The organism is Streptomyces sp. S4.7, assembly GCF_010384365.1.
GTDB lineage: Bacteria > Actinomycetota > Actinomycetes > Streptomycetales > Streptomycetaceae > Streptomyces.
On the sequence record NZ_CP048397.1, the window covers coordinates 1,922,453 to 1,945,614 of the forward strand.

Genomic DNA, 23,162 nt, shown 5'->3' on the forward strand with positions numbered 1-23,162 from the left:
AAACGAGCGTTGGCGGTGCGGTCGCACGATCGCGCCGGTCAGGGCGGCGGTCCCCGCAGCGCCCCGTCCCACGGACCTGGTCGTCTCTTCGGGAAGGTGTCCCACCACGGGGACAGTCCGGCCCGGTTGGGGACCATGACTGCCACCCGTGGTGCGAACCGGTCAGGATCGGACCGGTTCCGTCAGGTGGTCGGGTCCGTCACCGGAACCTCCCACCCGTGCCCGCTCGTGGCACCTTCGCTCACGCGCCCGCCCGGAAGACCGCCACCGTCCGGGCCGGCACCGTGAAGGTGCCCGAATCCGCCTCGTACGACGCCTTCTTCACCGTCGCGTCCGAGCCCGCCGCCTGCACCGGGTGCAGACCGTACGCCCGGTCCGCCAGCGCCGGGACCCGCTGCTGCGAGCTGTCCGGGGTGGCGTTGAAGACCACCACCAGCTCGCCGAGGCGCATCGTGATGACTCCCGGCGTCTCGTCGGGTCCCGACAGCGGGAAGGACAGCGCGGACTGGACGGCGCCGGTGGAGGAGAGACGGAAAGCCGCCTCCGAGGTACGGATCCTCAGCAGATCCCGGTACGCGGCCGAGGCACCGGAGATCTCCGCGCAGCCGGGCGCGATGCCCTTGGTCCCCAACAGGGGCTTGGCGTAGGGCCACTTGTCCTCGTTGTCGGCGGCGGGCGGCAGTCCCCGGCCGAAGCCGTTGCCGTCGCGGCAGTCCCAGTTGATCACGTTGAACCAGTCGCCGCTGTCGTAGGAGTTGCGGTCCAGCGACTTGGAACGGAGCAGGTCCGTCCCCGCCTGGGACAGCGACGGCCCCTGGGTGAGCGTCGCCGTCGCCATGGCGAGCACCTGCGCCCTGGCCCGGTCGGCGGCCGGCGTGGCGCGCGGCAGCTTGAACGCCAGCGCGTCGTAGAGGCTTTCGTTGTCGTGCGCGTCCGCGTAGGCGAGCGCGTCTCCCGGTGCGTCGGCGTATCCGGCGGGCGATCCGTTGTAGTCGACGTCGGAGCCCTTGACGGTGCGGCCCGCGGTGTCGGTGAAGGAGTAGTCGGCGAGATTGCCGCTGAGACCGACCTTGATCAGGTCCTGGTAGTGCAGCAGCCTCGCCCGCTGCTCGGCCACGGTGCCGTTGGCCGCCGAGGTGTTGGGGTCGGTGAACAGCCCGGAGGCGAAGCCCTGGACGCCCGGATCCTCGTCGAAGGGGCCGCCGCCGCGCACCGCGTCGCGCGCCCGGTCGGAGAAGGTCGCGATCCCGGTGCCCGCCATGTTCTTCTGCGTGGCCTGGACGAAGCGCGCGTCACCGGCGATCTCGCCGAAGTCCCAGCCCTCCCCGTAGAGGACGATCGACTTCCCGTCGACCCCGTCCCTGGCGACGGTCAGCGCGTCCAGCGCGTCGCGCACGGCGAGGATGTTGGCCTTGGGGTGATGTCCCATCAGGTCGAAGCGGAAGCCGTCGACCTTGTACTCCTTGGCCCAGGTGACCATCGAGTCGACCACCAGCTTGCCCATCATGGCGTTCTCGGGCGCGGTGTTGGCGCAGCACGTGGATGTCGCCACCGTGCCGTCGTCGAGCAGCCGCTGGTAGTAGCCGGGCACGATGCGGTCCAGTACGGACTTGGGATCCTGCCCGGCGGCCACGGTGTGGTTGTAGACGACGTCCATCACGGTACGCAGCCCGGTGCCGTTGATGCCCTGCACCATCCGCCGGAATTCCACCGTGCGCCTGGTGCCCTCGGGGTCACTGGCGTAACTGCCCTCGGGAACGGTGTAGTGCAGCGGGTCGTAGCCCCAGTTGAAGCCGTCCTTCGCCGCCGCCTTCGCGACGCACGCCTGCTGTTCGTCGGAGTCGGGGGCGTACACGGACAGGTCGCAGGCCGGTTCCTGCTGGTCGGTCCTCTTCTCGGGGATGGTGCCGATGTCGAAGGCGGGCAGCAGATGGACGTAGCCGGTCCCCGCGTCGGCCAGCTCGGCCAGGTGCTTCATGCCCTTCGACCCGGTGTCGGTGAAGGCCAGATAGCGGCCGGGGTGGCCGGATGTGCGGTCGGCGATCGAGAAGTCGCGGACGTGCAGCTCCTGGATCTGCGCGTCACGCATCGGGACGGCCGCCGGCTTCTTCAGCGTCGACCAGCCCTTGGGCGCGAGCTTCGGGTCGGTGAGGTCGACCGCGAGACTGCGCGCCGAGTCGGTGGTCAGGGCGGTCGAGTACGGGTCGGTGACCTTGTTGGTGACCATCTTCCCGGTGCTCGGAGCCCAGACGTCGACCACGTATCGGTAGGGCTTGCCCGTCCAGCTCCGGGATCCCTCGACGGACCAGACGCCGCTGCGGTCGTCGCGCCGCATCGGCACGCTTGTGCCGTCGAGTTCGAGCGCGACCCGCCGGGCCGTGGGCGCCCACACCGACAGCGTGGGACTTCCCTTGCGGAAGACGGGGCCGAGCGAGGCACGCGTCGCGTCGGCGCTGTAGAGGTCGTCGAGCACACCGGGGATCTGTACGCCGGTGGCGTCGAGCAGCGCGCCGTTCGCGGCCCGCTGCGTCGCGATGAGCTGGCCGCGCAGGGACTCCTTCACCCTGTCCCGGTCGCGCGGGTCGACGGTGAACGCCGGGAAGTCCTTCAGATGCGGGTACTTCGCCTTCTGCGCGTCGCTCAGCGTGCCCGGTGCCAGCCGCAGCCACCGCCCCTCGTCGGACAGCGCCCCGTTCTCGACGGTGATGCCGCCGCCGGGCGCGTACACGAGCTGCTGGCTGGTGGCCTCGGTGGCCCTCACCTTCCAGACGACGGTGTCCCGGTCGATCCACTGCGCCTCGGCCCTGCCGAGATCCGGCGTGGGCACGGCGCCGGCCGTCGGCAGCAGATACTTCGGCCGGCCGCCGAGCAGCCAGACCTCGTTGCCGTACGTCGCCAGGTCGAGCGACTGGTCGGACGGCAGGTCCTTCTCGTCGCCCTTGTGCAGGATGTAGCTGAGTGATGTGGCGCCCTCGGCGAGCGGCACCTCGTACGTCACGCCGTACGCGTCCTCCTTCACCGGCGTCAGCGGCTTCGCCCAGTCGGTCGGGTCCTTGGCACCGGTCCAGGTGTGCAGACCCCAGCCGTCGTACTCGCCGTCGGCCCGCTGGTAGTGCAGTACGGCCTTGCTCCTGTCCTGCGGCGGGTAGGCGCCGTCGGGGGCCTTCTCGCTCTGGCCGTCCGCGTCCTGCTCGATCCAGACCTCGCCGGTCTTCGCGAGGTCGACGGTGCGCTCGGGTCCGTCCGGCGTGCCGTCCTTGACGACGGTGTACGGAACGGCCGCCGCGCCCTCGGTGACGTCGACCCACGCGAACGCGCCGTACGCGTCGCGACCGGTGAACTCGGCGGTCCGGTCGCCGGACTTGAGCTGCCAGCCGTCGTACTCCCCGTCGGCGCGCCTGTAGTGCACGATCGCGTGCTCGCGCTCGACGGCGGTGGGGGGCTCGGGAGCAGGCGCCCGGCCGGCGGTCGAGGAGGCGAGGTCCGATGCGGTACGGCCCCGGCTGTCGACGGCGACCGCCTTGTAGCGCAGGGGTGTTCCGGCGGCCACGCCGTCGTCCAGATGCTGGGTGACCCGGTACGGGGCGTGGTCGGCGCTGCCGAGGGTGCGCCACTTGCCGTTGCCGACCTGGGCGGCGAAGACGACACGATTGAGCTGGCCGCCGTCGACGTCCGCGGTGATCTCGACGGTTCCGGTGGCCCCGGCCGCCGGGGCTTCGAGGGTGATCGAGGGCTTGGCCGCGGGCGGCGCGAGCGGTGCGGCGGCGCGCAGGACGACCGCCGACAGCGCCGGGACGGTGACCTCGGCCTTCGCGTCCGCCCCGCTGCGTACGGTGCCCGAAGTGCCGTACAGGGCACGGAAGTCGGTGCGCGCCGACCCGGTCGGCACGTCCACGGTCCTCGGCGTCGTGGCGTTGTTGACGGCGACGACGTACTCGACCCGCTCCCGCGCGTCGGTGCGGGAGAACGCGTACACCGAGTCGGCCGCGTAGCGCTGTGTCTGTACGCCGTCCCGCAGCGCCGGGTGCCGCTCGGTGAGCTTCGACAGCTCCGCGATGGACCGGTAGAGCGGGTGCGTGGGGTCGTACGCGTCGGAGGCGTGCGTCCGGTCGGTGCCGAGCTGGTCGTCGTCCAGATAGTCGGGGGTCCTGGAGGCGAACAGGCTCTGGCGGGCGTCCTTGTCGCCGCCGGGGCCCGTGAAGCCCTGTTCGTCGCCGTAGTAGACCACCGGGTTGCCGCGCGAGAGGAACATCAGCTCGTTGGCGAGACGGGCCCGCTTCAGCAGTTCCGCGTCGCCGGCGTCCGGGTTGTCCTGCTTGAGGAAGGTGCCGATGCGGCCCATGTCGTGGTTGCCGAGGAACGTCACCTGTTCGTAGGCGTTGGCCTTGTCGGTGGTGTAGCGGTAGTCCTCGCCGAAGACCTTCGCCGGCCGCTCGGCGGACGCGCCCTGCGAGGCGTAGGCGCGCACCGCGTCCTGGAAGGGGAAGTCGAGTGTGGAGTCGAGCCGCCCGCGCGTCACGTACGGGGAGGTGACGGCCGTGTCGGCGGAGTAGACCTCGCCGAACATGAAGAAGTCGTCGCGGCCCCGCTTCGCGGCGTAGGCGTCGAGCGCGGTGGCCCACTGGGTCCAGAAGTCCAGGTCGACGTGTTTGACGGTGTCGATGCGGAAGCCGTCGATGTCGAAGTCACGGACCCACTTCTGATAGATCTCCGCCATGCCGTCGACGACCTCGGGACGCTCGGTCCACAGGTCGTCCAGCCCCGAGAAGTCGCCGTACTCGGAGCTCTCCCCGGCGAAGGTGGAGTCGCCCCGGTTGTGGTACATCGTCGGGTCGTTGAGCCAGGAGGGGACCTTCTTCTCGCCGGCCTTGGGGGCGGGTGTGTACGGGAACGCGTCCGCGTCGACCCTGCCGACACCCTCGCGGTCGTCGAAGGGGCGGCCGTCCTTGTCGAGGTACGGATAGGCGCCCTTGGGGCGGTAGCCGTACTTCTTCTCCGCGTAGTCGACGGTGTCGGCCGTGTGGTTGGTGATGACGTCGAAGAAGACCTTCATGCCCTTGTCGTGGGCCTTGCCGATCAGCTTCTCCAGCTCGGCGTTGGTGCCGAAGTGCGGGTCGACCTGGGTGAAGTCGGTGATCCAGTAGCCGTGGTAGCCGGCCGACATGTCGTCGCCCGTGCCCTGTACCGGCTTGTTCTTGAAGATCGGCGCCATCCAGATGGCGGTGGTGCCGAGCCCCTTGACGTAGTCCAGCCGATCGGTGATCCCCTTGAGGTCGCCGCCCTGGTAGAAGCCCTTGTCGGCGGGGTCGTGACCGGTCCGGTCGCGTGAACCGGTCAGTCCTCCCCGGTCGTTGGACCGGTCGCCGTTGGCGAAGCGGTCGGGCAGCACGAAGTAGAACTGTTCCCGCGTCAGGTCGTGACGGGCGGGTTCGTCGGCGAGCCGGGCGTCCGACGGCGGGGCCGGGGCGCGGGCGGCGACGGCCGGCAGCGCGGGCACCAGGGCCGCGCACAGGGCGGCGGCCACGACGGCGACGGCCGTTCTGCGCGGGAGCGCGGGCAGGGGCGGGCGTTTCACGGGAGGTTCTCCTCGGAGTACGGGAAGAGGGCCGGCCCGGCGACGCGCGGGGAGGTCGGTGCGCGTCGCCGGGGCGGCCGGATGGTGCGGGGGGTGCTGGAGTGCCGGAATACCGTTCGGGGCGGGTCGGGGAGGGTCAGCTGCGCCAGGTGTCGTTCAGCGTCAGCCCGCCCGAGGTGGTGCTCGGCACGGTCGCCGTGCGGTTGGCGCCGCTCTCCCACGTCACGTTCCCGGCCGCGTCCTTGCGGACGTACTTGTAGGCGAAGGACGTACCGGCGGGCAGCGGCACGGCCAGCTTCCACACCGGGTAGGCGGCCGGGTCGAGCTTGAGCGCGGCCCCGGTGTTCCAGGTGCCGAGTTCGGCGCGGTCACCGGTGACGTAGATGTTCTGGCCGGGCTGGGTCGTCGCGTTGACGCCGAACGTCACCCCGGACTGGCCGGGCTGCGGGTTGCCGCCGCCCCCTACGCAGTTGCGGGCCCCGGCGTGCAGGGCGACCGCCGTGTTGGCTCCGAGTGTCGCCGTGAACTGGCCGGAGCCGTTCACGGTGACGCCGTTGCCGCTCTGGACGTCGCAGTAGTCACCGGCGGGCAGCGACGTCTGGAAGGTACGGCTGAGCGAGGAGCCCGTGTAGTTGATGGCGACGTAGGCCTTGGAGCCGCGTCCGAAGGCGATCTGGTCGCCGCCGTTGTCCCACCAGTCGGTGACCGCCTGGCCGCGGGCCGCGTTGCGGAAGCCGACCATGGAGGAGATCTCGCGCCAGTCGTGCTGGCACTTCCAGCCGCTCTGGTAACAGGCGCTCACGGTGCCGCCGTTGGGCGGGCCGGCGTCGTGGTCGCTGAACTCGTAGCCGGAGTGCACGTCGGGCGAGCCGTAGGGGTGGGCCAGCATGAAGACATTGGCCAGCGTGTAGGCGGCGCCGTTCTTGTAGTTGAGGGTGTCGCCGCCGCGTTCGGTGTCGTGGTTGTCCACGAAGACGGCGGACTTGCCGCTCTCCATGAAGCCCCAGCCCTCGCCGAAGTTCTTCAGATGGGCCAGGTTCTCGTTGAGGAAGACCTGCTTGAGGCTTCGGCCGTAGCGGAATTCCTGTACGTCCCCGGTGCCCAGGTACTCGGCAGGCGACACGGCCTCGCCACCGCCGTAGATGGCCTCCTGCTTCCAGTACACGCCGGGACTGCTCAGCCTGGACTTGATGTCGGCGAGATCGGCGGCCGGCATGTGCTTGGCGGCGTCGATCCGGAAGCCGTCCACGCCGAGCGACAGCAGGTCGTTCAGGTACGTGGCGATCCGGCCGCGTACGTAGTTCTCACCGGTGTCGAGGTCGGCGAGGCCGACGAGTTCGCAGTTCTGCACATTGCCGCGGTCGCCGTAGTTGTTGATCTGCGAGCGGCAGTCGTCCATGTCGGCGCCCGAATAGATGCCGGGGTACTCGTACTTGGTGTACGAGGTGCCACCGGTGCCGGTGCCCGACCCGGCCGACATGTGGTTGATGACGGCGTCGGCGACGACCTTCACACCGGCCGCGTGGCAGGTGTTGACCATGGACTGGAAGGCGGCGCGGTCGCCGAGCCGGCCGGCGATCTTGTAGCTGACGGGCTGGTAGGAGGTCCACCACTGGCCGCCCTGGATGTGCTCCTGGGGCGGGGACACCTGGACGTAGCCGAATCCGTCGGGGCCGAGGCTGTCGGTGCAAGCCTTGGCCACCGAGTCGAACCGCCACTCGAACAGGACGGCGGTGACGTCCTTCTCGCCGGGGGGCGCCGCCTGGGCGGGACTTCCCGGCGCGACGAGGGCGGCCGCGCCTGCCACTAGGGCGAGCGCGAGGGCGGGAGCTCTGCGGGCCATATTTCCTCCTGCGTGGGGGGAGGTGCGGGTGACGGGAGAGACCTCGCACGGCAACGCGCCCTGCCCGCAAGGCTCCTGAATGTTCTTGCTGCAAGAAAGCAAAAGCTTGCCGCGGAGCAGACCGTACGAGCCCTGTCGCCCCCGGTCAACCCTCTGGACAACACCGGGTAACACGCGGGAAATATCGGAGTGATGACGTGCAAGCGCTTCCGCAAGAGATTGCGGCGAGGTACGTTCGTTCCGACTCCGGTCCGGCCGGACGGGAGGTCCCGGCGACGCCGGGGCCCCACGCGCCCGGTCGGCCGGGCCGGTCACTCCCAGGGTCAACCGGCTCCGGACGGCGGCCGGTTCGTCCTCAATCGCCCAACGGGCTCCCCATGGCCGTTCGCGCGCCCGCCGTCGATCCCCGGACCACCAGCTCCGGCTGGAACACATACTCCGTACGCTGCACGGGACTTCCCCCGATCTCCTCCAGCAGCGCGCCCACCGCCGCCCCCGCCATCGCCTGCACCGGCTGCCGGACCGTCGTGAGCGGCGGGTCGGTGAAGGCGATCAGCTGCGAGTCGTCGAAGCCGACCACCGAGACGTCCTGCGGGACCCGCAGCCCGCGCTCGCGGGCGGCCCGCACCACGCCCAGCGCCATCATGTCGCTGCCGCAGACGATGCCCGTGCAGCCGCGGTCCAGGAGCGCGCCGGCCGCGACCTGGCCGCCCTCCACGCTGAACAGCGTGCAGCACACCTGCTCCTGGGCCTCCTCGCGCGGGAGTCCGAGGCAGACGCCCAGCGCGTCGATGAAGCCCTCGCGCTTGCGCGCGGAGGGCACGTACCGCAGCGGTCCCGTCGCCAGGCCGATCCGCCGGTGCCCCAGATCGGCGAGGTGCCCGACGGCCATCCGCATGGCCGCCCGGTCGTCCAGGGAGACGAACGGCGCGCTGACACGGTCGTTGCAGCCGTTGATCATGACGAACGGCACCCCCCGGTCGATGAGCGCGGCGTAGCGCGAGGGGTCGGCCGAGGTGTCCGCGTGCAGTCCGGACAGGAAGACGATGCCGCCGACGCCGCGCTCCACCAGCTGCTCGACCAGTTCGTCCTCCGTTGCCCCGCCCGGCAGTTGGGTGCACAGGACCGGTGTGTAGCCGTGCCCGGCCAGGACCTGTTCGACGGCCTGGGCGAACGCCGGGAAGATCGGGTTGATCAGCTCCGGGGTCACCAGACCGATGAGCCCGGCGCTGCGCCGGCGCAGCCGTACGGGACGCTCGTACCCCAGGATGTCGAGGGCCGCGAGGACGCGTTGGCGTGTGCTGTCCGCGACGCCGGGCTTGCCGTTGAGCACCCGGCTGACCGTCGCCTCGCTGACCGATGCCTGTCCCGCGATGTCCGAGAGCCGTGGCGTACCGGCTCCGGACATCTTGGGGAGGGGCAGCGTCACACCGTCCACCACACCGTGGTGTCGGCGGGCAGCTCGGCCTCGTGGACGCCGTTCGTCCCCGAGGGGTCGGTGTCGGTGACGGTGCCCGGGCCGCTGGCGAGCAGCAGACTGCCGCGCACCGGGATCCGGACCGGCGAGCCGGTCGTGTTGACCGTGCAGAGGAAGCCGGGGCGCGCGAAGACCAGCACCCCCTCCGGGGCGTCCTGCCAGTCGACGGACGATCCGGCGCCGAGCCCCGGGTGTGCGCGCCGGGCGGCGATGGCCGCGCGGTACAGCTCCAGACTGGAGCCCTCCACCCCGGTCTGCGCCTCGACGCTCAGCGCGCCCCAGCCGCCGGGCTGGGGCAGCCAGCTGCCGCCGGAGCCGAAGCCGTACGACGAGCCCTCGCGGGTCCACGGGATCGGCACCCGGCAGCCGTCACGGAAGCCGTCCTGGCCCGCCGCGCGGAAGTACGAGGGGTCCTGCCTGGCCTCGTCGGGGAGGTCGGTGACGTCGGGCAGGCCCAGTTCCTCGCCCTGGTAGACGTAGGCGGAGCCGGGCAGGGCGAGCATCAGCAGCGTCGCCGCGCGGGCGCGGCGCAGTCCCAGTTCGCGGTCTCCGGCGTCCCGGAGCTGGGTGCCGAGGGCGACGGGGTGGGCGAAGCGGGTGGTGTGCCGGGTGACGTCGTGGTTGGAGAGCACCCAGGTGGTGGGCGCGCCGACGGGACGCATCGCGGCGAGCGAGGTGTCGATGACGTCGCGGAGGGCCGCGGCGTCCCAGAAGGTGCTCAGATACTGGAAGTTGAACGCCTGGTGCATCTCGTCGGGGCGCACGTAGTTCGCGGTGCGCTCGACGGTGGGTGTCCATGCCTCGGCGACGGCGATCCGCTCGCCGGGGTACTCGTCGAGGATGGTGCGCCAGCTGCGGTAGATCTCGTGCACACCGTCCTGGTCGAAGAACGGCAGACCGTATTCACTGCTGCCCAGCAGCTTGAGCTGGCTGTCGCTGCCGATGTCGGGGAGCCCGGCGGCCTTGACGAGTCCGTGGGCGACATCCACGCGGAAGCCGTCGACGCCCATGTCGAGCCAGAAGCGCAGGATGGAGCGGAACTCGTCGGCGACGGCCGGGTGGTCCCAGTTGAAGTCGGGCTGCTCGGGCGCGAAGAGGTGCAGATACCACTCGCCGGGGGTGCCGTCCGGGTCGGTGGTCCTGGTCCAGGCGGGTCCGCCGAAGATGGACTCCCAGTCGTTGGGCGGGAGTTCGCCGTCCGGGCCCTTGCCGGGACGGAAGTGGTAGCGGTCGCGCAGGGCCGATCCGGGACCGTCCTGGACGGCGCGGCGGAACCAGTCGTGCTGGTCGGAGGAGTGGTTGGGCACCACGTCGACGATGATCCGCAGGTTCAGCTCGTGCGCGTCGCGGATCAGCGCGTCCGCGTCGAGGAGGGAGCCGAACATGGGGTCGATGGCGCGGTAGTCGGCGACGTCGTAGCCCGCGTCGGCCTGCGGCGAGGCGTAGAACGGGCTGAGCCAGACGGCGTCGACACCCAGTGCGCGCAGGTACGGCAGCCGGCTCCGTACGCCTTCGAGATCGCCCATGCCGTCGCCGTTGGAGTCGGCGAAGCTGCGCGGATAGACCTGGTAGATCACCGCGTCCTGCCACCAGCCGGAGTGGTGGCCCGGGGCGTCGTCGGACGTGCCGGTGGAAGGGGCAGCGAGGTGCTGGGTCATGTCGTCCCTGGGGGGTCTGGGTGGGAGGGGGCGGGGGAGGGCGTCGTCAGCCCTTGACGGCGCCCGCGGAGACGCCGGTCACCAGATGGCGCTGCGCGAAGAGGAAGACGATCGCCGCGGGTATCGCGATGAGCACGGACGCCGCTGTCATCGGACCCCACTGGGCGCCGTACTGGTTGACGAACTTCTGCAAACCGCCCGCGAGGGTGAGGTTCTCGTCGCCGACCATGAAGGCGGAGGCGTACGCCACTTCGCCCCAGGCGGTGACGAAGGAGTAGAACGCGGTCACCGCGAGACCGGGCTTGGCGAGCGGCAGGATCAGCCGCCAGAAGGTGCCGAACGGAGTGAGCCCGTCGACCATCCCCGACTCGTCGATCTCGCGCGGGATGGTGTCGAAGAAGCCCTTCATCATCCAGGCGCAGAACGGCACGGCGATCGTCAGGTACGTGATCACCAGACCGGCGGCCTGATTGAGCAGGCCGAGGCTCGACATGATGTTGTACAGCGGCACGATGAGGACCGCCATCGGGAACATCTGCGTGATCAGCAGGGTCCACATCAGCCCGCGCTTGCCGGGGAACCGGAAGCGGCTGACGGCGTAGCCGGTGGTGGCCGCGGTGAACACGCCCAGCACGGTGGTGAGTCCGGCGATGAGCAGCGAGTTGCCGAACCAGGTGAGGAACGGTGTGTCGGCCAGCAGCTTGGTGTAGTTCTCGAACGTCGTCTCTTTGAAGAAGTCCGTCGTCGTCGCGTACGCGGCGGGCTTCAGCGACGTCAGCAGCACCCACAGCACGGGGAAGACCGCGATGACGGAGGCCACGATCAGGGTGGCGTGCAGGCCGACGGACGCGGCCCTGGAGCGGTCGCCGCGGCGCCGCACCTTGGCCGCCGGCCGCGCGGGCGTGGCGTGCGGAGTGTTCGTCCGGGGCTGGGTCACGGCGGTCACCAGGTATCTCCCTGCTTGCGGAGGACTCGTTGGTAGACCACGGCGAAGATCATCAGGAGTACGAGGATCAGCACGCCCCAGGTGGACGACTGGGCGAAGTCGCGTGGGCTGATCTCGAAGGAGAACTTGTACGCCTGGGTCACCAGGATCTGGGTGGCCTCACCGGGTCCGCCTCTGGTCAGCAGGAAGATCACCGGGAACATGTTGAACGTCCAGATGGTGCTGAGCAGGATCACGGTCGTGCTGACCGACCTGAGGCCCGGCATGGTGATGTGCCTGAAGCGCTGCCAGGGGCCGGCGCCGTCCATCTCGGCGGCCTCGTACATCTCCCCCGGAATGGACTGCAGTCCGCCGAGCAGGGCCACGAGCATGAAGGGCACACCGAGCCAGATGTTCACGGCGATGACGGAGAACTTGGCCCAGGTGGGGTCGTTCAGCCACGGCACGGCGTCGATGCCGCCGCCGGCGAGCAGCTTGTTGAGGAAGCCGCGGTCCTCGTTGTAGAGGAAGCGCCAGGCGAAGACGGACACGAAGCCCGGTACGGCCCAGGGCAGGATGAGCATCATCCGGTAGGCGGAGCGGCCCGCGATCCGGCGATTCAGCATATTCGCGAGGCCGAGGCCGAGCGCGAAGGTGATGCCGACACAGGAGACCGTCCACACCAGCGTCCAGCCGAGCGTGGACAGGAACTGACCGCCCGTCAGGGCGTCGGCGTAGTTGTCGAGGCCGACGAACTCGTAGGTGGCGGGCAGGTGGTTGACGCCGATGTTCCGCTCGACGTTGCGTTCGTTGGCGTCGGTCAGCGACAGATAGACGCCGCGGACCAGCGGGTACCCGACGATCACGCCGATCACGGCCACCACGGGGGCGACCATGGCCCAGGCGTACCAGTGGGTCGAGACCGAGCGCCGCAGCCCGCCGGGGGGTTTGCCAGTGCCGCGGCTCCGGCCGCGGGCGACATCCGAGTCACCCGCGGCCTTCACCACCGACTGGCCGGTGTGGACAGCCATCAGCCGGCCTGCCTTCCTTCCTCTCGGTCCGTCCTACTTCCAGCCCTTGAGCAGCTTGCGGTAGGAGTCGCCGGTCGCCCCGACGCCCTTCTCCGGGGTCGTCTGACCGGTGAGGACCTTGGTGTACTCGGTCACCAGCGGCGCGAACAGGCTGCCGGTCTCCGGGATCCAGGGGCGCTCGATGGCCTTGTCGACGACCGGCTTGAAGAAGCCGACGATCTCGTTCTTGGCGACGTCCGGCTGGGAGTAGACCGACGTACGGGTCGGCAGCAGGTTCAGCTCGGTGGTGATCTTCGCCTGGGACTCGGCGGAGGACATGTACTCGACGAACGCGTAGGAGGCGTCGAGGTTCTTGGAGCCCGCGTAGACACCGAGGTTGTGGCCGCCCTGCGGGGCGCCCTGGCCGGCCGAGCCGGCGGGCACCGGTGCGACGCCCAGGTTCGCCTTGTCCTTGAACTGCGGTCCGGCGTAGGTGTCGGCGATCGCCCACGGGCCGTTGATCATCATGGCCACGTCGCCGCCCTTGAAGGCGGCCTGCATGTTCTCCCAGCCGTCGGTGGCGTCGGTCTTGGCGGCCCCGGAGTCGACCAGGTCCTTCACGACCTCCATGGCCTTGACACCGGCCGGGCTGTCGACGGTGACGGTCTTGCCCTCGGCGTCGACCAGGTCGCCGCCCTCGCCGTAGAGGAACGACAGGAACCAGTACGCGTCGTCGCCGCGCAGATACATGCCGGTCTTACCGGTCTTGTCCTTGATGGTCTTCGAGACGGTCTTCAACTCGTCGATGGTCCCCGGGACTTCGACCCCCGCGTCCTTGAACAGCTTCTTGTTGTAGAAGATGCCGAGGGAGTCGATGACCTGCGGGACCGCGTACGTCTTGCCGTCGTACTTGGTGGAGGCGGCGGCCTGCGGCACGAAGTCCTTCTCGTCCTTCAGCGCGGCGGTGCCGTCCAGCGGCGCGAGGTAGCCGAGGTCGGCGAACTCGGGCGTCCACGCGACCTCGGAGCGGATCACGTCGGGGGCGCCGGAGCCGGACTGCGCGGCGTTCTTGAACTTGTTCTGCGCCTCACCGAAGGGCACGTTGACGTACTTGACGTCGACGCCCTTGTGCTTGGCCTCGAAGTCCTCGGCGAGCTTCTTGAAGACCTTGTCCTCGCTGCCCACGGTGGAGGTGTCCCACCAGGTGACCGTTCCGGTGAGCTCGCCCGAGCTCGACTTGCCGCCGGTGGACTCCTCGTCGCCGCCGCAGGCGGTCGCCGCGATCGCCAGGGTCGCGACCAGGGCGGTGGCCGTTATGCCACGTCGCATCTGAACTCCTTCAACTGCCGTACCGCTCCGTCGCGGCGCCGGGTCGACGTGAAGGTAACAAGGATGAAAGAAGGCCGAAAGAGCTTGCGGAAGATTTCCGCAAGCGACCGCGATCGTTACATTCGCGTGTCCTCACAGTTGCCGCAAGGGTTCTTGACGAAGCGCGTGCGACCTGGCAAGTACGGTACGTGTCGGCCGATACCGGCTCGGTGAGCGCCGCCGACACTCCGGCAGCGGCACTTCGCAAGGCGTTGCAAGAATTTGCTACGGACCTCGCCGCAAGGCCCTGCAAGGCCTGCCCCGCCGACCGCCCCGTCGGCGCCGGTGGCTGATTCATGCACATGGTGGGCAATCCGGCACACGCCCGGTACAGTCCATTTACATGACCGCACGGCTAGCCGACATCGCAGCCCAGGCGGGGGTCAGCGAAGCGACGGTCAGCCGGGTCCTGAACGGCAAACCGGGTGTTGCCACGGCCACCCGCGAATCCGTACTCGCCGCACTGGACGTCCTCGGCTACGAGCGCCCCGTACGGCTGCGCAGGCGCAGCGCCGGCCTCGTCGGACTGATCACGCCCGAGCTGGAGAATCCCATCTTCCCGGCGCTCGCCCAGGTCATCGGCCAGGCACTGACGCGCCAGGGCTACACCCCCGTCCTCGCCACCCAGACCCCCGGCGGCTCCACCGAGGACGAGCTGACGGAGATGCTGGTCGACCGCGGTGTCTCCGGCATCATCTTCGTCTCCGGGCTGCACGCCGACACCTCGGCCGACATGCAGCGCTACGAGCAACTGCGCGCCCAGGGTGTGCCGTTCGTCCTGGTGGACGGTTTCTCACCGAAGGTCAGGGCGCCGTTCATCTCGCCGGACGACCGGGCGGCGATGCGGCTGGCCGTGACGCATCTCGTCTCGCTCGGCCACCGCCGGATCGGTCTCGCCGTCGGTCCCAAGCGGTTCGTGCCGGTCCTGCGCAAGATCGAGGGCTTCCGCGCCACCGTGCGCGAGCAGCTCCGGCTGACCCCCGAGGAGACGGAGGAGCTGATCCAGCACTCCCTCTACACACTGGAGGGCGGCCAGGCGGCGACGGCGGCGCTCATCGGGCGCGGGTGTACGGCGGTGGTGTGCGCGAGCGACATGATGGCGCTGGGCGCGATCAGGGCCGCCAGACAGCTCGGCAAGGACGTGCCGCGCGATGTGTCCGTCGTCGGATTCGACGATTCGCCGCTCATAGCGTTCACCGATCCACCCCTGACCACGATCCGCAAGCCGGTGCCGTCGATGGGCCAGGCCGCCGTGCGCACGCTGCTGGAGGAGATCGGCGGGACGCCCGCTCCGCACAGCGAATTCGTCTTCATGCCCGAGCTGGTGGTTCGCGGTTCCACCGCCTCCGGTCCCGCGCCCGGCCCCTTGGGGAATTCCCCGGGTGAAACGGGGCGGAAGTCAGTATCAGGGACTCGTCCGTAGGGCGTACCGCATGCGCTCAGGACCCACCCGAGGGATGATCGGTCGAGGGCCGAAATCTGGCAGACTCTCTCTCCATGGGTGAAACGACCGTGAAGATTCCGGAAGGCACGAAGGCTTCGCCGACACCCCCCTCGGGTGCGACGGCCGACGAGTCCGGCCCGGTGTCAGGCAGCGGTCGGCAGCGCCGGATCCGGTCACCGAGGCGCCCCCGTATCTGGTTCGAAATCCTGCTGATCGCGGTGAGTTACTGGATCTATTCGCTGGTCCGTAACGCGGTGCCCGAGCAGAAGGCCGAGGCGCTGCGGAACGCGGACTGGATCTTTCACGCGGAGCGCTCGATGGGCCTCGGGTTCGAGGAGGCCGTCAATCACGCCGTGAATTCGGTGACATGGCTTGTCGTCGCGATGAACTACTACTACGCGACTCTGCACTTCATCGTCACGATCGCGGTACTTGTCTGGCTCTACCGTCGGCATCCCGGCCGTTACGCGGCGAGCCGGCTCATCCTGTTCGCGACCACCGCTGTGGCACTGGCCGGTTACTATCTGTATCCGCTCGCGCCGCCCCGGTTGATGAACGGGCAGAACTTCATCGACACGGTGCGGATCCACGAGACCTGGGGTTCGATGGCCTCGGGCAACTTCAAGGCCGTCTCCAACCAGTACGCGGCGATGCCCTCGATGCACATCGGCTGGTCCCTGTGGTGCGGGCTGACCATCCTCGCGCTGGCCAAGGCGCCATGGGCGAAGATCCTGGGGATGCTCTACCCGGTGCTCACGCTGGTCGTGATCGTCGCGACGGCGAACCACTTCTGGCTGGACGCGGTGGGCGGCATGATCTGCCTCGCGTTCGGATTCACGGTGTCCTACGTCTGGTACCGGGCCCTGCCGCACCAGCTGCCCCGGTGGGTCGAGGACGACCGGCCGAGACGCCGGTGGCTCCGCAGGCCCGGCACGCCGGGTGAGCCCGTCGCGCCCCGGCCGCGGCGCCTGCCCCTCGGACACGCCGTGCGCAGTACGTCGCCGACGCGGACGGCGCCGCCCGGCACCAGTTCGCCGCCCACCCCGACCGCGCCCTCTCCGCGCAGTTCGCCGTCGCCGAGGACGGCGCGGCCCGGCCGGGCCGCGCCGTCCTCTCAGACAGCCCCGTAGAACAGCTCCTCCATCACCGCGCGTGCGCGTCTGGTGGTCCGGCGGTAGTCGTCGATCATGTCGCCGCTGTGACCGCTGTGCGCGCCGTGCCCGTTCTGCGGACCCGAGCCGGGCGCCACCGAACCGGGCCCGTAGCCCAAGTACCGCCCCATCGCGGACAGTTCACGGCCGTCCGAGGGGAACGTGTCGCCCGCTCTGCCGCGCACGAGCATCACGCCGTTGCGCACGCGGGTCGCCAGCACCCAGGCCTCGTCGAGGATCTGCGCGTGCTCCACGGAGAGCAGGCCCGCGGCTTGCGCGGCGGCCAGGGCCTCGCGCGTACGGGTCGTGCGCAGGCCCGGCACGTGCCGGGCGTGCTGCATCTGGATCAGCTGCACCGTCCACTCGACGTCCGAGAGACCGCCCCGGCCCAGCTTCGTGTGGAGCGTGGGGTCGGCGCCGCGCGGCAGCCGCTCGGTCTCCATCCGCGCCTTGAGCCGGCGGATCTCCCGTACGGCGGCCTCGCTCAGGCCGTCGGCGGGATAGCGCAGCGGGTCGATCAGCTCGATGAAGTCCCGGCCCAGCTCCGCGTCCCCCGCCATCGGCTCGGCGCGCAGCAGCGCCTGGCTCTCCCAACCCAGTGACCAGCGGCGGTAGTAGGCGGCGTAGGAGGCGAGGGTCCGCACCAGCGGGCCGGTCTTGCCCTCCGGCCGCAGATCGGCGTCGATCATCAACGGCGGGTCGGTCGTGGGCAGTTGGAGGAGTCTGCGCATCTCGGAGACGACGGTGCTCGCGGCCCGTGACGCCTCGTGCTCGCTGACACCCTCACGCGGTTCGTACACGAACAGGACGTCCGCGTCGGAGCCGTACCCCTGCTCGTGGCCGCCGAAGCGGCCCATGCCGATGACCGCGAACCTGGCGGGGAGGGTGTCGCCCCAGGTCTGGCGCACGGCGGCGCGCAACGCGCCCGACAGCGTGGCGGCGTTGAGGTCGGTGACGGCTCTGCCGACCCGGTCGACCAGCTCACCGGGGTCCTCCTCCGCGGGGTTCTCCTCGGTGCCGTAACTGCCGATGATGTCGGCCGCGGCGGTGCGGAACAGCTCGCGGCGGCGGACCCCGCGGGTGACGGCGACGGCGATCTCCGCGGTCTCCGCCCGCCCCACGGCGGCCAGCACCTCCTGCTCCAGATGTTTGACGCCCCGTGGTTTCAGGCCGCCCGGGTCACCGAGGATGGCCACCGCCTCCGGGGCCCGCAGCAGCAGGTCGGGGGCGAGCCGGCCGGCGGAGAGCACGCGGGCCAGATTCTCGGCCGCGGCGCCCTCGTCCCTGAGCAGCCGCAGGTACCAGGGGGTCTTACCGAGCGCGTCGGACACCTTGCGGAAGCCCAGCAGACCGGCGTCCGGGTCGGCGGAGTCCGCGAACCAGCCCAACAGCACGGGCAGCAGCGTCCGTTGGATGGCGGCCTTGCGGCTCACACCGGACGACAGTGCCTCCAGGTGCCGGAGGGCGGCCACCGGGTCCGCGTAGCCGAGGGCTTCCAGGCGCTGGCCCGCCGCCTTCGTGCTGAGCCTGATCTCGCCGGGGGCGAGCTGGGCGACGGCGTCGAGCAGCGGCCGGTAGAAGATCTTCTCGTGCAGCCGCCGGACCACCGAAGCGTGCCGCCGCCAGGCCCTGTTGAGCTCGGAGACCGGTTCGGTGCGCAGCCCGAGGGAGCGTCCGAGACGGCGCAGATCGGCGTCGTCGTCGGGCAGCAGATGCGTGCGCCGCAGCCGGAACAGCTGGATGTGGTGCTCCATGGAGCGCAGGAAGCGGTACGCCTCGTCGAGCTGCGCCGCGTCGGTCCTGCCGACATAGCCGCCGGCGGCCAGCGCCCGCAGGGCGACGAGCGTGCTGCCGCTGCGGAGCGAGGCGTCGCTGCGGCCGTGGACCAACTGGAGGAGCTGTACGGCGAATTCGACGTCCCGCAGCCCGCCGGGGCCGAGCTTGAGTTCGCGGTCGATCTGGCCGACGGGGATGTTGTCGACGACCCGGCGGCGCATCTTCTGCACGTCGGGCACGAAGTTCTCGCGGTCGGCGGCCTGCCAGACCATGGGCGAGACGGCGTCCACGTACTCCTTGCCGAGCGCGATGTCCCCGGCGACGGCGCGGGCCTTGAGCAGGGCCTGGAACTCCCAGGTCTTGGCCCAGCGCTGGTAGTAGGCGAGATGGCTGGAGAGGGTGCGCACGAGCGGGCCGTTGCGCCCCTCGGGGCGCAGATTGGCGTCGACGGGCCAGATGGTGCCCTCGGCCGTCGTCTCGGAGCAGATCCGCATCATGTGGGCGGCCAGCCGGGTGGCCGCCTGGACGGCCTTGGCCTCGGTGTTCGAGGTGTCGGCGGCGCCGTCCTCGGTACCCCCGCGTTCGCGCACCGCCGAGTGGGCGGGCTCGCCGACGAAGATGACGTCGACGTCGGAGACGTAATTCAGCTCGTTGCCGCCGCACTTGCCGAGCGCGACGACCGCGAGCCGGCACAGCGCCGCGTCCTCGGGCGCGGCGGCGCGGGCGACGGCGAGCGCGGCGCGCAGCGTGGCGATCGCCAGGTCGGCCAGCTCGGCGGCGGTCTGGGCGACGTCGGTCGTCCCGCAGACGTCGCGGGCGGCGAGGGAGAGAAGACAGCGGCGGTAGGCGACGCGCAGCGAGTCGACGTCGTGCGCCTCGGCGAGACCGGCCTCGAACTCGGTGACGCCGGGGTGCAGATCGGCCGACTCGTAGGTGACGAGGACCTGCCAGTCGGCGGGATGCCGCGCCAGATGGTCCCCGAGGGCCTCGGACGCCCCGAGCACACCGAGCAGCCGGTCCCGCAGCGGCTTGGCCGCGAGCAGCGTGTCCAGCAGTCGGTGCCGGCCGTCGGGATCGTGCGCCTCGACCAGCCGGACGAGACCGCGGAGCGCCAGATCGGGGTCGGCGGTGGCGCCGAGGGCGTCGAGGAGGACGGAATCGGCCCGTACGGACGCGATCTCGGGAGCACCGAGCAGCCGTTCGGCCGCGGAGGGGTCGGTGAAGCCGTGCCGGAGCAGGCGGGTGAAGGTACTGCTCCTGCGTCCCTGCACCGTCATTCGGCCTTTCGTCCGTCCGATCAAGGTCGGGCCCGAGCCTAGTACTCCGGCGGTCGCGGGGGGCCGGGCCACTCCTCCGGGGTCGGATCGTGATCTCGGCCGATGAGTCCTCGCGTCGCGGCCGGTCACCACTTGCGGAAGGGTCGTGGGCGTACTCCCGTACACGGCCGCAGAGCCTTTTCCCGAAAGGACCGCGCCATGGCGCACAAGGAACCGTCCAGCACCCACCTGGATGCCCGCTACAGCGACCCGAGGGCCGCCGCGGGCGACTGGGCCGACGCGGTGACCCGGCTGACGGAGGCGGAGGTCTTCTGGCTGTCGACCGTGCGTCCCGACGGCCGCCCCCATGTCACCCCGCTGATGGCGGTCTGGCAGCGGGACACGCTGTATTTCTCCTCGGGCGAACGGGAGCGCAAGGTCCTGAATCTGAACGAGAACCCCGAGGTCGTCCTGACCACCGGCACGAACGCGCTCGACGAGGGCCACGACCTGGTGATCGAGGGCGAGGCGGTACGCGAGAGGGACGACGCGCGGCTGCGCGAACTGGCCGCCCTGTGGGAGTGCAAGTACGGGCCCGTCTGGCACTTCGATGTGAAGGACGGGGCGTTCGGGGGCGCCGAGGGCCCGGCCCTGGTCTTCGGGGTCACCCCCCGCACGGCCTTCGGCTTCGCCAAGTCCCCGTACGGCCAGACCCGCTGGCGGTTCTCCTGACACGCGCCGTCCCCGGTAGCCGCGCGGGGCCCGTCGGTACCGTCTCCCGTCCCGTCCGGTCCGCGGCCGTTCACGGGGAGCGTGCGGATCCAGGTAGCTCCGCCGGGAGATAGATCCCTGGCGGTGTGACCGACGGAGTCCGGCGTGGCACGCACCTCACCTCACCCTCTCCTCTCCCGCGCGGGCTCGATGGCCGGGGACCGCCGCCCCTGGCGTTCGGTGCGCCTGTACGGCCTGCGGTACAGGCCCGCGCCCTGGCCGGGGCGGCCCGCGCGGCCCGGTGGCCGGTGCCGGAGGCCGTACGCCGGAGCGTGGACGTCCGCTTCTGGGCGCGCGCCGACACCCGCGACCGCTGTGTGTCGTCGCGGGCCGCGATCGACGAGCGCCGGGACCGGCGGCGCCCGCGTGAGCGCCGCGCCGGCTGGTCGACGCCCCCGGCACCGGCGTACTCGCGCTCGACGCGGCGGACTCCGTGGGCGTGCCGCCCGCCCGCCACCGGCATGACGCCCGCCGGTTCTCTTGAGGTGGTCTGGACACGTGGTCGTACCATGGGTCATCGCCATGGACACGATCAGCATGTGGGAATTCGTCGCGCTCGCCGCGGCAGCCGCCCTCGTCGGCTTCTCCAAGACGGCGGTCAGCGGTGCCAACACGGTCAGCCTCGCGGTGTTCGCCGCCGTACTCCCCGCCCGCGAGTCGACCGGGGTTCTCCTGCCGATCCTCATCGTCGGTGACACGATCGCCGTCCTCACCTACCGCCGCCACGCGCACTGGCCCACGCTGTGGCGGCTGTTCCCGGCGGTCGCCGGGGGTGTGGTGGTCGGCACCGTCTTCATGCTGTGGGCCGACGACGCAGCCGTACGCGTCTCGATCGGTTCGATCCTGCTCCTGATGGCGGGGGTGACGATCTGGCGGCGCCGTCACGTGACGGAGGAGGAGGCCCCGGAGGAGACGGCCGCGCTCAAGGGCCGCGTCAAGGCCCGCTCGTACGGGGTGCTCGGCGGCTTCACGACGATGGTCGCCAACGCGGGCGGCCCCGTGATGTCGCTCTACCTGCTGTCGGCCGGCTTCCGGAAACTCGGCTTCCTGGGCACGTCCGCGTGGTTCTTCCTGATCGTCAACACCAGCAAGGTGCCCTTCAGCGTGGGCCTCGGCCTGATCGACCGCGAGTCGCTGCTGCTGGACGCGCTGCTCGTGTTCTTCGTCCTGCCCGGCGCCCTCATCGGCAAGCTCTGCGTGGACCGTATCGACCAGCGGGTCTTCGAGCGGCTGGTGATCGGCGCGACGATCCTGGGCGGTCTCCAGCTCCTCCTGCGCTGAGCCGGCGGCGCTCTGCGCACCGGCGAGACATACCCGCCCCGTCCGTGATCAGATATCTGAAGGCTCGTCAGGCACCGAGTGGGGGGAACGGACCATGAGCGGTGATCGGACCGGCGAAGACACACTGACCCGTATACGTCCGGACGATCTGGATCCGGGGGCGGTCGTGGCGCAGTCGCTGGACAACCAGTGGGTCGGCGCCGACCTGGCCCGGAGAATGATCGCGAAGGGCAAGTCCCTGAGCGATGTCCAGGATCAGCGGAACGACCAGGTGCGCGCCGAGTACTTCCGCAGCCTGATCAATACCCGGCAAATCGTTGTGAACCGCGTGTTCTTCTACAACAACCCCGCCATGAGCCGCGACCTCTCCGAGGGCGGGGAGGCCCGGCGGGCCCATCAGAAGCTGCTGGCCGACGGCGCCCTCGTCCCCTTCCTGCTCGGCGAGCGCGAGCCCACCGACCGCCCGCGCCTGGATGTGGACGAGGCCGCTTTCGACGCCTGGTGCGACACTCTGGCGGAGATGCCGGCCACGGAGCGGGTGACATGCCTGCGCATGTCCTGGAACGACCAGGAGAACGCCAGGGACGCCAAATCGGCCCTGATCAATCCGTTCGCCGCCAGGGTGCAGGGACTGACCGCCAAGGACATTCCGCTGCTCGCCTCCCAGGTCGGCGTACCGGAGAAGAGGATCAGCGCATTCGCCGAGAAGATCGGTGAGGTCGTCGACCACAGCAACCACGAACGCATACGTGACGGCGCCGTCACCCGCAATCTGCTGTACCAGAAATTCGTGTGCGTGGACGGCACGCCCGTCACCGAGGGCCGCTACGACCGCGACAAGCCCTTCGCCGCCGAGATCAAGCAATTACTGGACCTCGTCTACAACGTCAATCTCGCCGACGCCCTGGGCATGTATCCGCTCACCCCGACGGGCAGTCTGCGCCGGGTGGCGCTCCAGGAGTGGCGGGACGTGCGCGCCAATTCGGCCGACGGGATCATCCGGGACCCCGAGCAGTTGGTGAAGTTCCTCCAGCGGCAGGCGTTCTCCACCGTCCAGGACCGGCTCACTCCCTCGGCGATCGACACCCTTGGCCTCGAGGACATCTGGCGGCTGAGGCAGAGCGGCGCCTGGCACCGTTACATGGAGGCGTTCACGTCGCTGACGGGCGATCCGGCGGCTTTCCACGACAATGTCGGCGACGTCCTCGACCGGTACGTTCGGCTGAATTCCGAGATCATCGGGGTCGCCGGGGCCGGCCGCGGTCCCGCGGTCGAGGCGAACAACTGGTCGCCCGTCGTCGAAGTCGCCCTCACCATCGGCGGAGCCGTTTTCACCGCGGTGACCGGGCAGGAGGGATTCGCCGTCGCCGCGAGTGTGGGGGCCGCGGTGTCGGGATCGCGCGGCGGTTCCGTCCAGTTGGTCCTGCGCAATCGGACGGCCGGGAAACGGGAGCAGAAATTCGCCCGTGAGATCGCCTCCGTACGGCTGGACACCGAACAGGAGTGGACCCGGTTCCATGAGCTGGCCCGCCGGCTTCCGGGATATACGGAACACGCCGGATCCCCGTCCGCCACCAGTTCCACCACCATCCAGGAGACCGACGACGTACCGGAGTACTGACGCCCC

At 70.2% G+C, this 23,162-nt stretch carries 13 protein-coding genes; 5 read left to right on the forward strand and 8 right to left on the reverse strand.

What is annotated here, in order from left to right; all coding sequences use genetic code 11:
• Window positions 1–241: 241 nt before the first annotated feature.
• The 7 genes from pulA to SSPS47_RS08495 form a co-directional block, all read right to left on the reverse strand.
• Window positions 242–5,575, reverse strand: a complete 5,334-nt coding sequence (gene pulA, locus SSPS47_RS08465) for a pullulanase-type alpha-1,6-glucosidase (RefSeq protein WP_164249939.1) — start codon at window positions 5,573–5,575, stop codon at window positions 242–244.
• A gap of 136 nt (window positions 5,576–5,711) precedes the next feature.
• Complete coding sequence (locus SSPS47_RS08470) at window positions 5,712–7,418, reverse strand: carbohydrate-binding module family 20 domain-containing protein (RefSeq protein WP_164249941.1); 1,707 nt, start codon at window positions 7,416–7,418, stop codon at window positions 5,712–5,714.
• Window positions 7,419–7,773: 355 nt separating this feature from the next.
• Window positions 7,774–8,859 (reverse strand): LacI family DNA-binding transcriptional regulator, encoded by a 1,086-nt coding sequence (locus SSPS47_RS08475; RefSeq protein WP_164249943.1) that lies wholly within the window; start codon window positions 8,857–8,859, stop codon window positions 7,774–7,776.
• Complete coding sequence (locus tag SSPS47_RS08480; RefSeq protein ID WP_164249945.1) at window positions 8,844–10,553, reverse strand: glycoside hydrolase family 13 protein; 1,710 nt, start codon at window positions 10,551–10,553, stop codon at window positions 8,844–8,846. The genes SSPS47_RS08475 and SSPS47_RS08480 overlap by 16 nt, the downstream gene beginning before the upstream one ends.
• Window positions 10,554–10,599: 46 nt before the next feature.
• Entirely contained in the window at window positions 10,600–11,490 is an 891-nt protein-coding gene (locus SSPS47_RS08485) for a carbohydrate ABC transporter permease (protein WP_239065232.1), read from the reverse strand.
• 5 nt (window positions 11,491–11,495) lie between these two features.
• Window positions 11,496–12,509: a sugar ABC transporter permease gene (locus tag SSPS47_RS08490; RefSeq protein WP_164249947.1), complete on the reverse strand. Its 1,014-nt coding sequence runs from the start codon at window positions 12,507–12,509 to the stop codon at window positions 11,496–11,498.
• 33 nt (window positions 12,510–12,542) lie between these two features.
• Window positions 12,543–13,817, reverse strand: coding sequence for an extracellular solute-binding protein (locus SSPS47_RS08495; protein WP_147872730.1), 1,275 nt, complete (start codon window positions 13,815–13,817; stop codon window positions 12,543–12,545).
• 382 nt (window positions 13,818–14,199) lie between these two features.
• On the opposite strand from SSPS47_RS08495, the gene SSPS47_RS08500 reads away from it, so the two are divergent.
• The gene (locus SSPS47_RS08500; RefSeq protein ID WP_164249949.1) at window positions 14,200–15,279 is read left to right on the forward strand and encodes a LacI family DNA-binding transcriptional regulator; all 1,080 of its coding nucleotides are present in this window, start codon (window positions 14,200–14,202) and stop codon (window positions 15,277–15,279) included.
• 74 nt (window positions 15,280–15,353) lie between these two features.
• Window positions 15,354–16,430, forward strand: a complete 1,077-nt coding sequence (locus SSPS47_RS08505) for a phosphatase PAP2 family protein (protein WP_164249951.1) — start codon at window positions 15,354–15,356, stop codon at window positions 16,428–16,430.
• Here SSPS47_RS08505 and SSPS47_RS08510 read toward each other — a convergent pair.
• Window positions 16,415–19,504, reverse strand: coding sequence for a bifunctional [glutamine synthetase] adenylyltransferase/[glutamine synthetase]-adenylyl-L-tyrosine phosphorylase (locus SSPS47_RS08510; RefSeq protein WP_164249953.1), 3,090 nt, complete (start codon window positions 19,502–19,504; stop codon window positions 16,415–16,417). The genes SSPS47_RS08505 and SSPS47_RS08510 overlap by 16 nt on opposite strands.
• A gap of 198 nt (window positions 19,505–19,702) precedes the next feature.
• Between SSPS47_RS08510 and SSPS47_RS08515 the strand changes: the two genes are divergently transcribed.
• The 3 genes from SSPS47_RS08515 (at window position 19,703) to SSPS47_RS08525 (ending at window position 23,156) form a co-directional block, all read left to right on the forward strand.
• Entirely contained in the window at window positions 19,703–20,215 is a 513-nt protein-coding gene (locus SSPS47_RS08515) for a pyridoxamine 5'-phosphate oxidase family protein (protein ID WP_164249955.1), read from the forward strand.
• Between the two features lie 561 nt (window positions 20,216–20,776).
• Window positions 20,777–21,535 carry a sulfite exporter TauE/SafE family protein gene (locus SSPS47_RS08520; protein ID WP_164254450.1) on the forward strand — a complete coding sequence of 253 codons (759 nt, stop codon included), beginning with the start codon at window positions 20,777–20,779 and terminating at the stop codon, window positions 21,533–21,535.
• A 94-nt stretch (window positions 21,536–21,629) separates the two neighbouring features.
• Window positions 21,630–23,156, forward strand: a complete 1,527-nt coding sequence (locus SSPS47_RS08525) for a hypothetical protein (RefSeq protein ID WP_164249957.1) — start codon at window positions 21,630–21,632, stop codon at window positions 23,154–23,156.
• Window positions 23,157–23,162 lie beyond the last annotated feature (6 nt).

Excerpts from the sequence above, each read along its gene's own strand:
- SSPS47_RS08490 (WP_164249947.1), bottom strand. The coding sequence starts at position 12,509 with ATGGCTGTCCACACCGGCCAGTCGGTGGTGAAGGCCGCGGGTGACTCG.
- SSPS47_RS08495 (WP_147872730.1), bottom strand. The coding sequence starts at position 13,817 with ATGCGACGTGGCATAACGGCCACCGCCCTGGTCGCGACCCTGGCGATC.
- SSPS47_RS08520 (WP_164254450.1), top strand. The coding sequence starts at position 20,777 with ATGGACACGATCAGCATGTGGGAATTCGTCGCGCTCGCCGCGGCAGCC.
- SSPS47_RS08470 (WP_164249941.1), bottom strand. The coding sequence starts at position 7,418 with ATGGCCCGCAGAGCTCCCGCCCTCGCGCTCGCCCTAGTGGCAGGCGCG.
- SSPS47_RS08505 (WP_164249951.1), top strand. The coding sequence starts at position 15,354 with ATGGGTGAAACGACCGTGAAGATTCCGGAAGGCACGAAGGCTTCGCCG.
- SSPS47_RS08480 (WP_164249945.1), bottom strand. The coding sequence starts at position 10,553 with ATGACCCAGCACCTCGCTGCCCCTTCCACCGGCACGTCCGACGACGCC.
- SSPS47_RS08510 (WP_164249953.1), bottom strand. The coding sequence starts at position 19,504 with ATGACGGTGCAGGGACGCAGGAGCAGTACCTTCACCCGCCTGCTCCGG.
- SSPS47_RS08515 (WP_164249955.1), top strand. The coding sequence starts at position 19,703 with ATGGCGCACAAGGAACCGTCCAGCACCCACCTGGATGCCCGCTACAGC.
- SSPS47_RS08525 (WP_164249957.1), top strand. The coding sequence starts at position 21,630 with ATGAGCGGTGATCGGACCGGCGAAGACACACTGACCCGTATACGTCCG.
- SSPS47_RS08500 (WP_164249949.1), top strand. The coding sequence starts at position 14,200 with ATGACCGCACGGCTAGCCGACATCGCAGCCCAGGCGGGGGTCAGCGAA.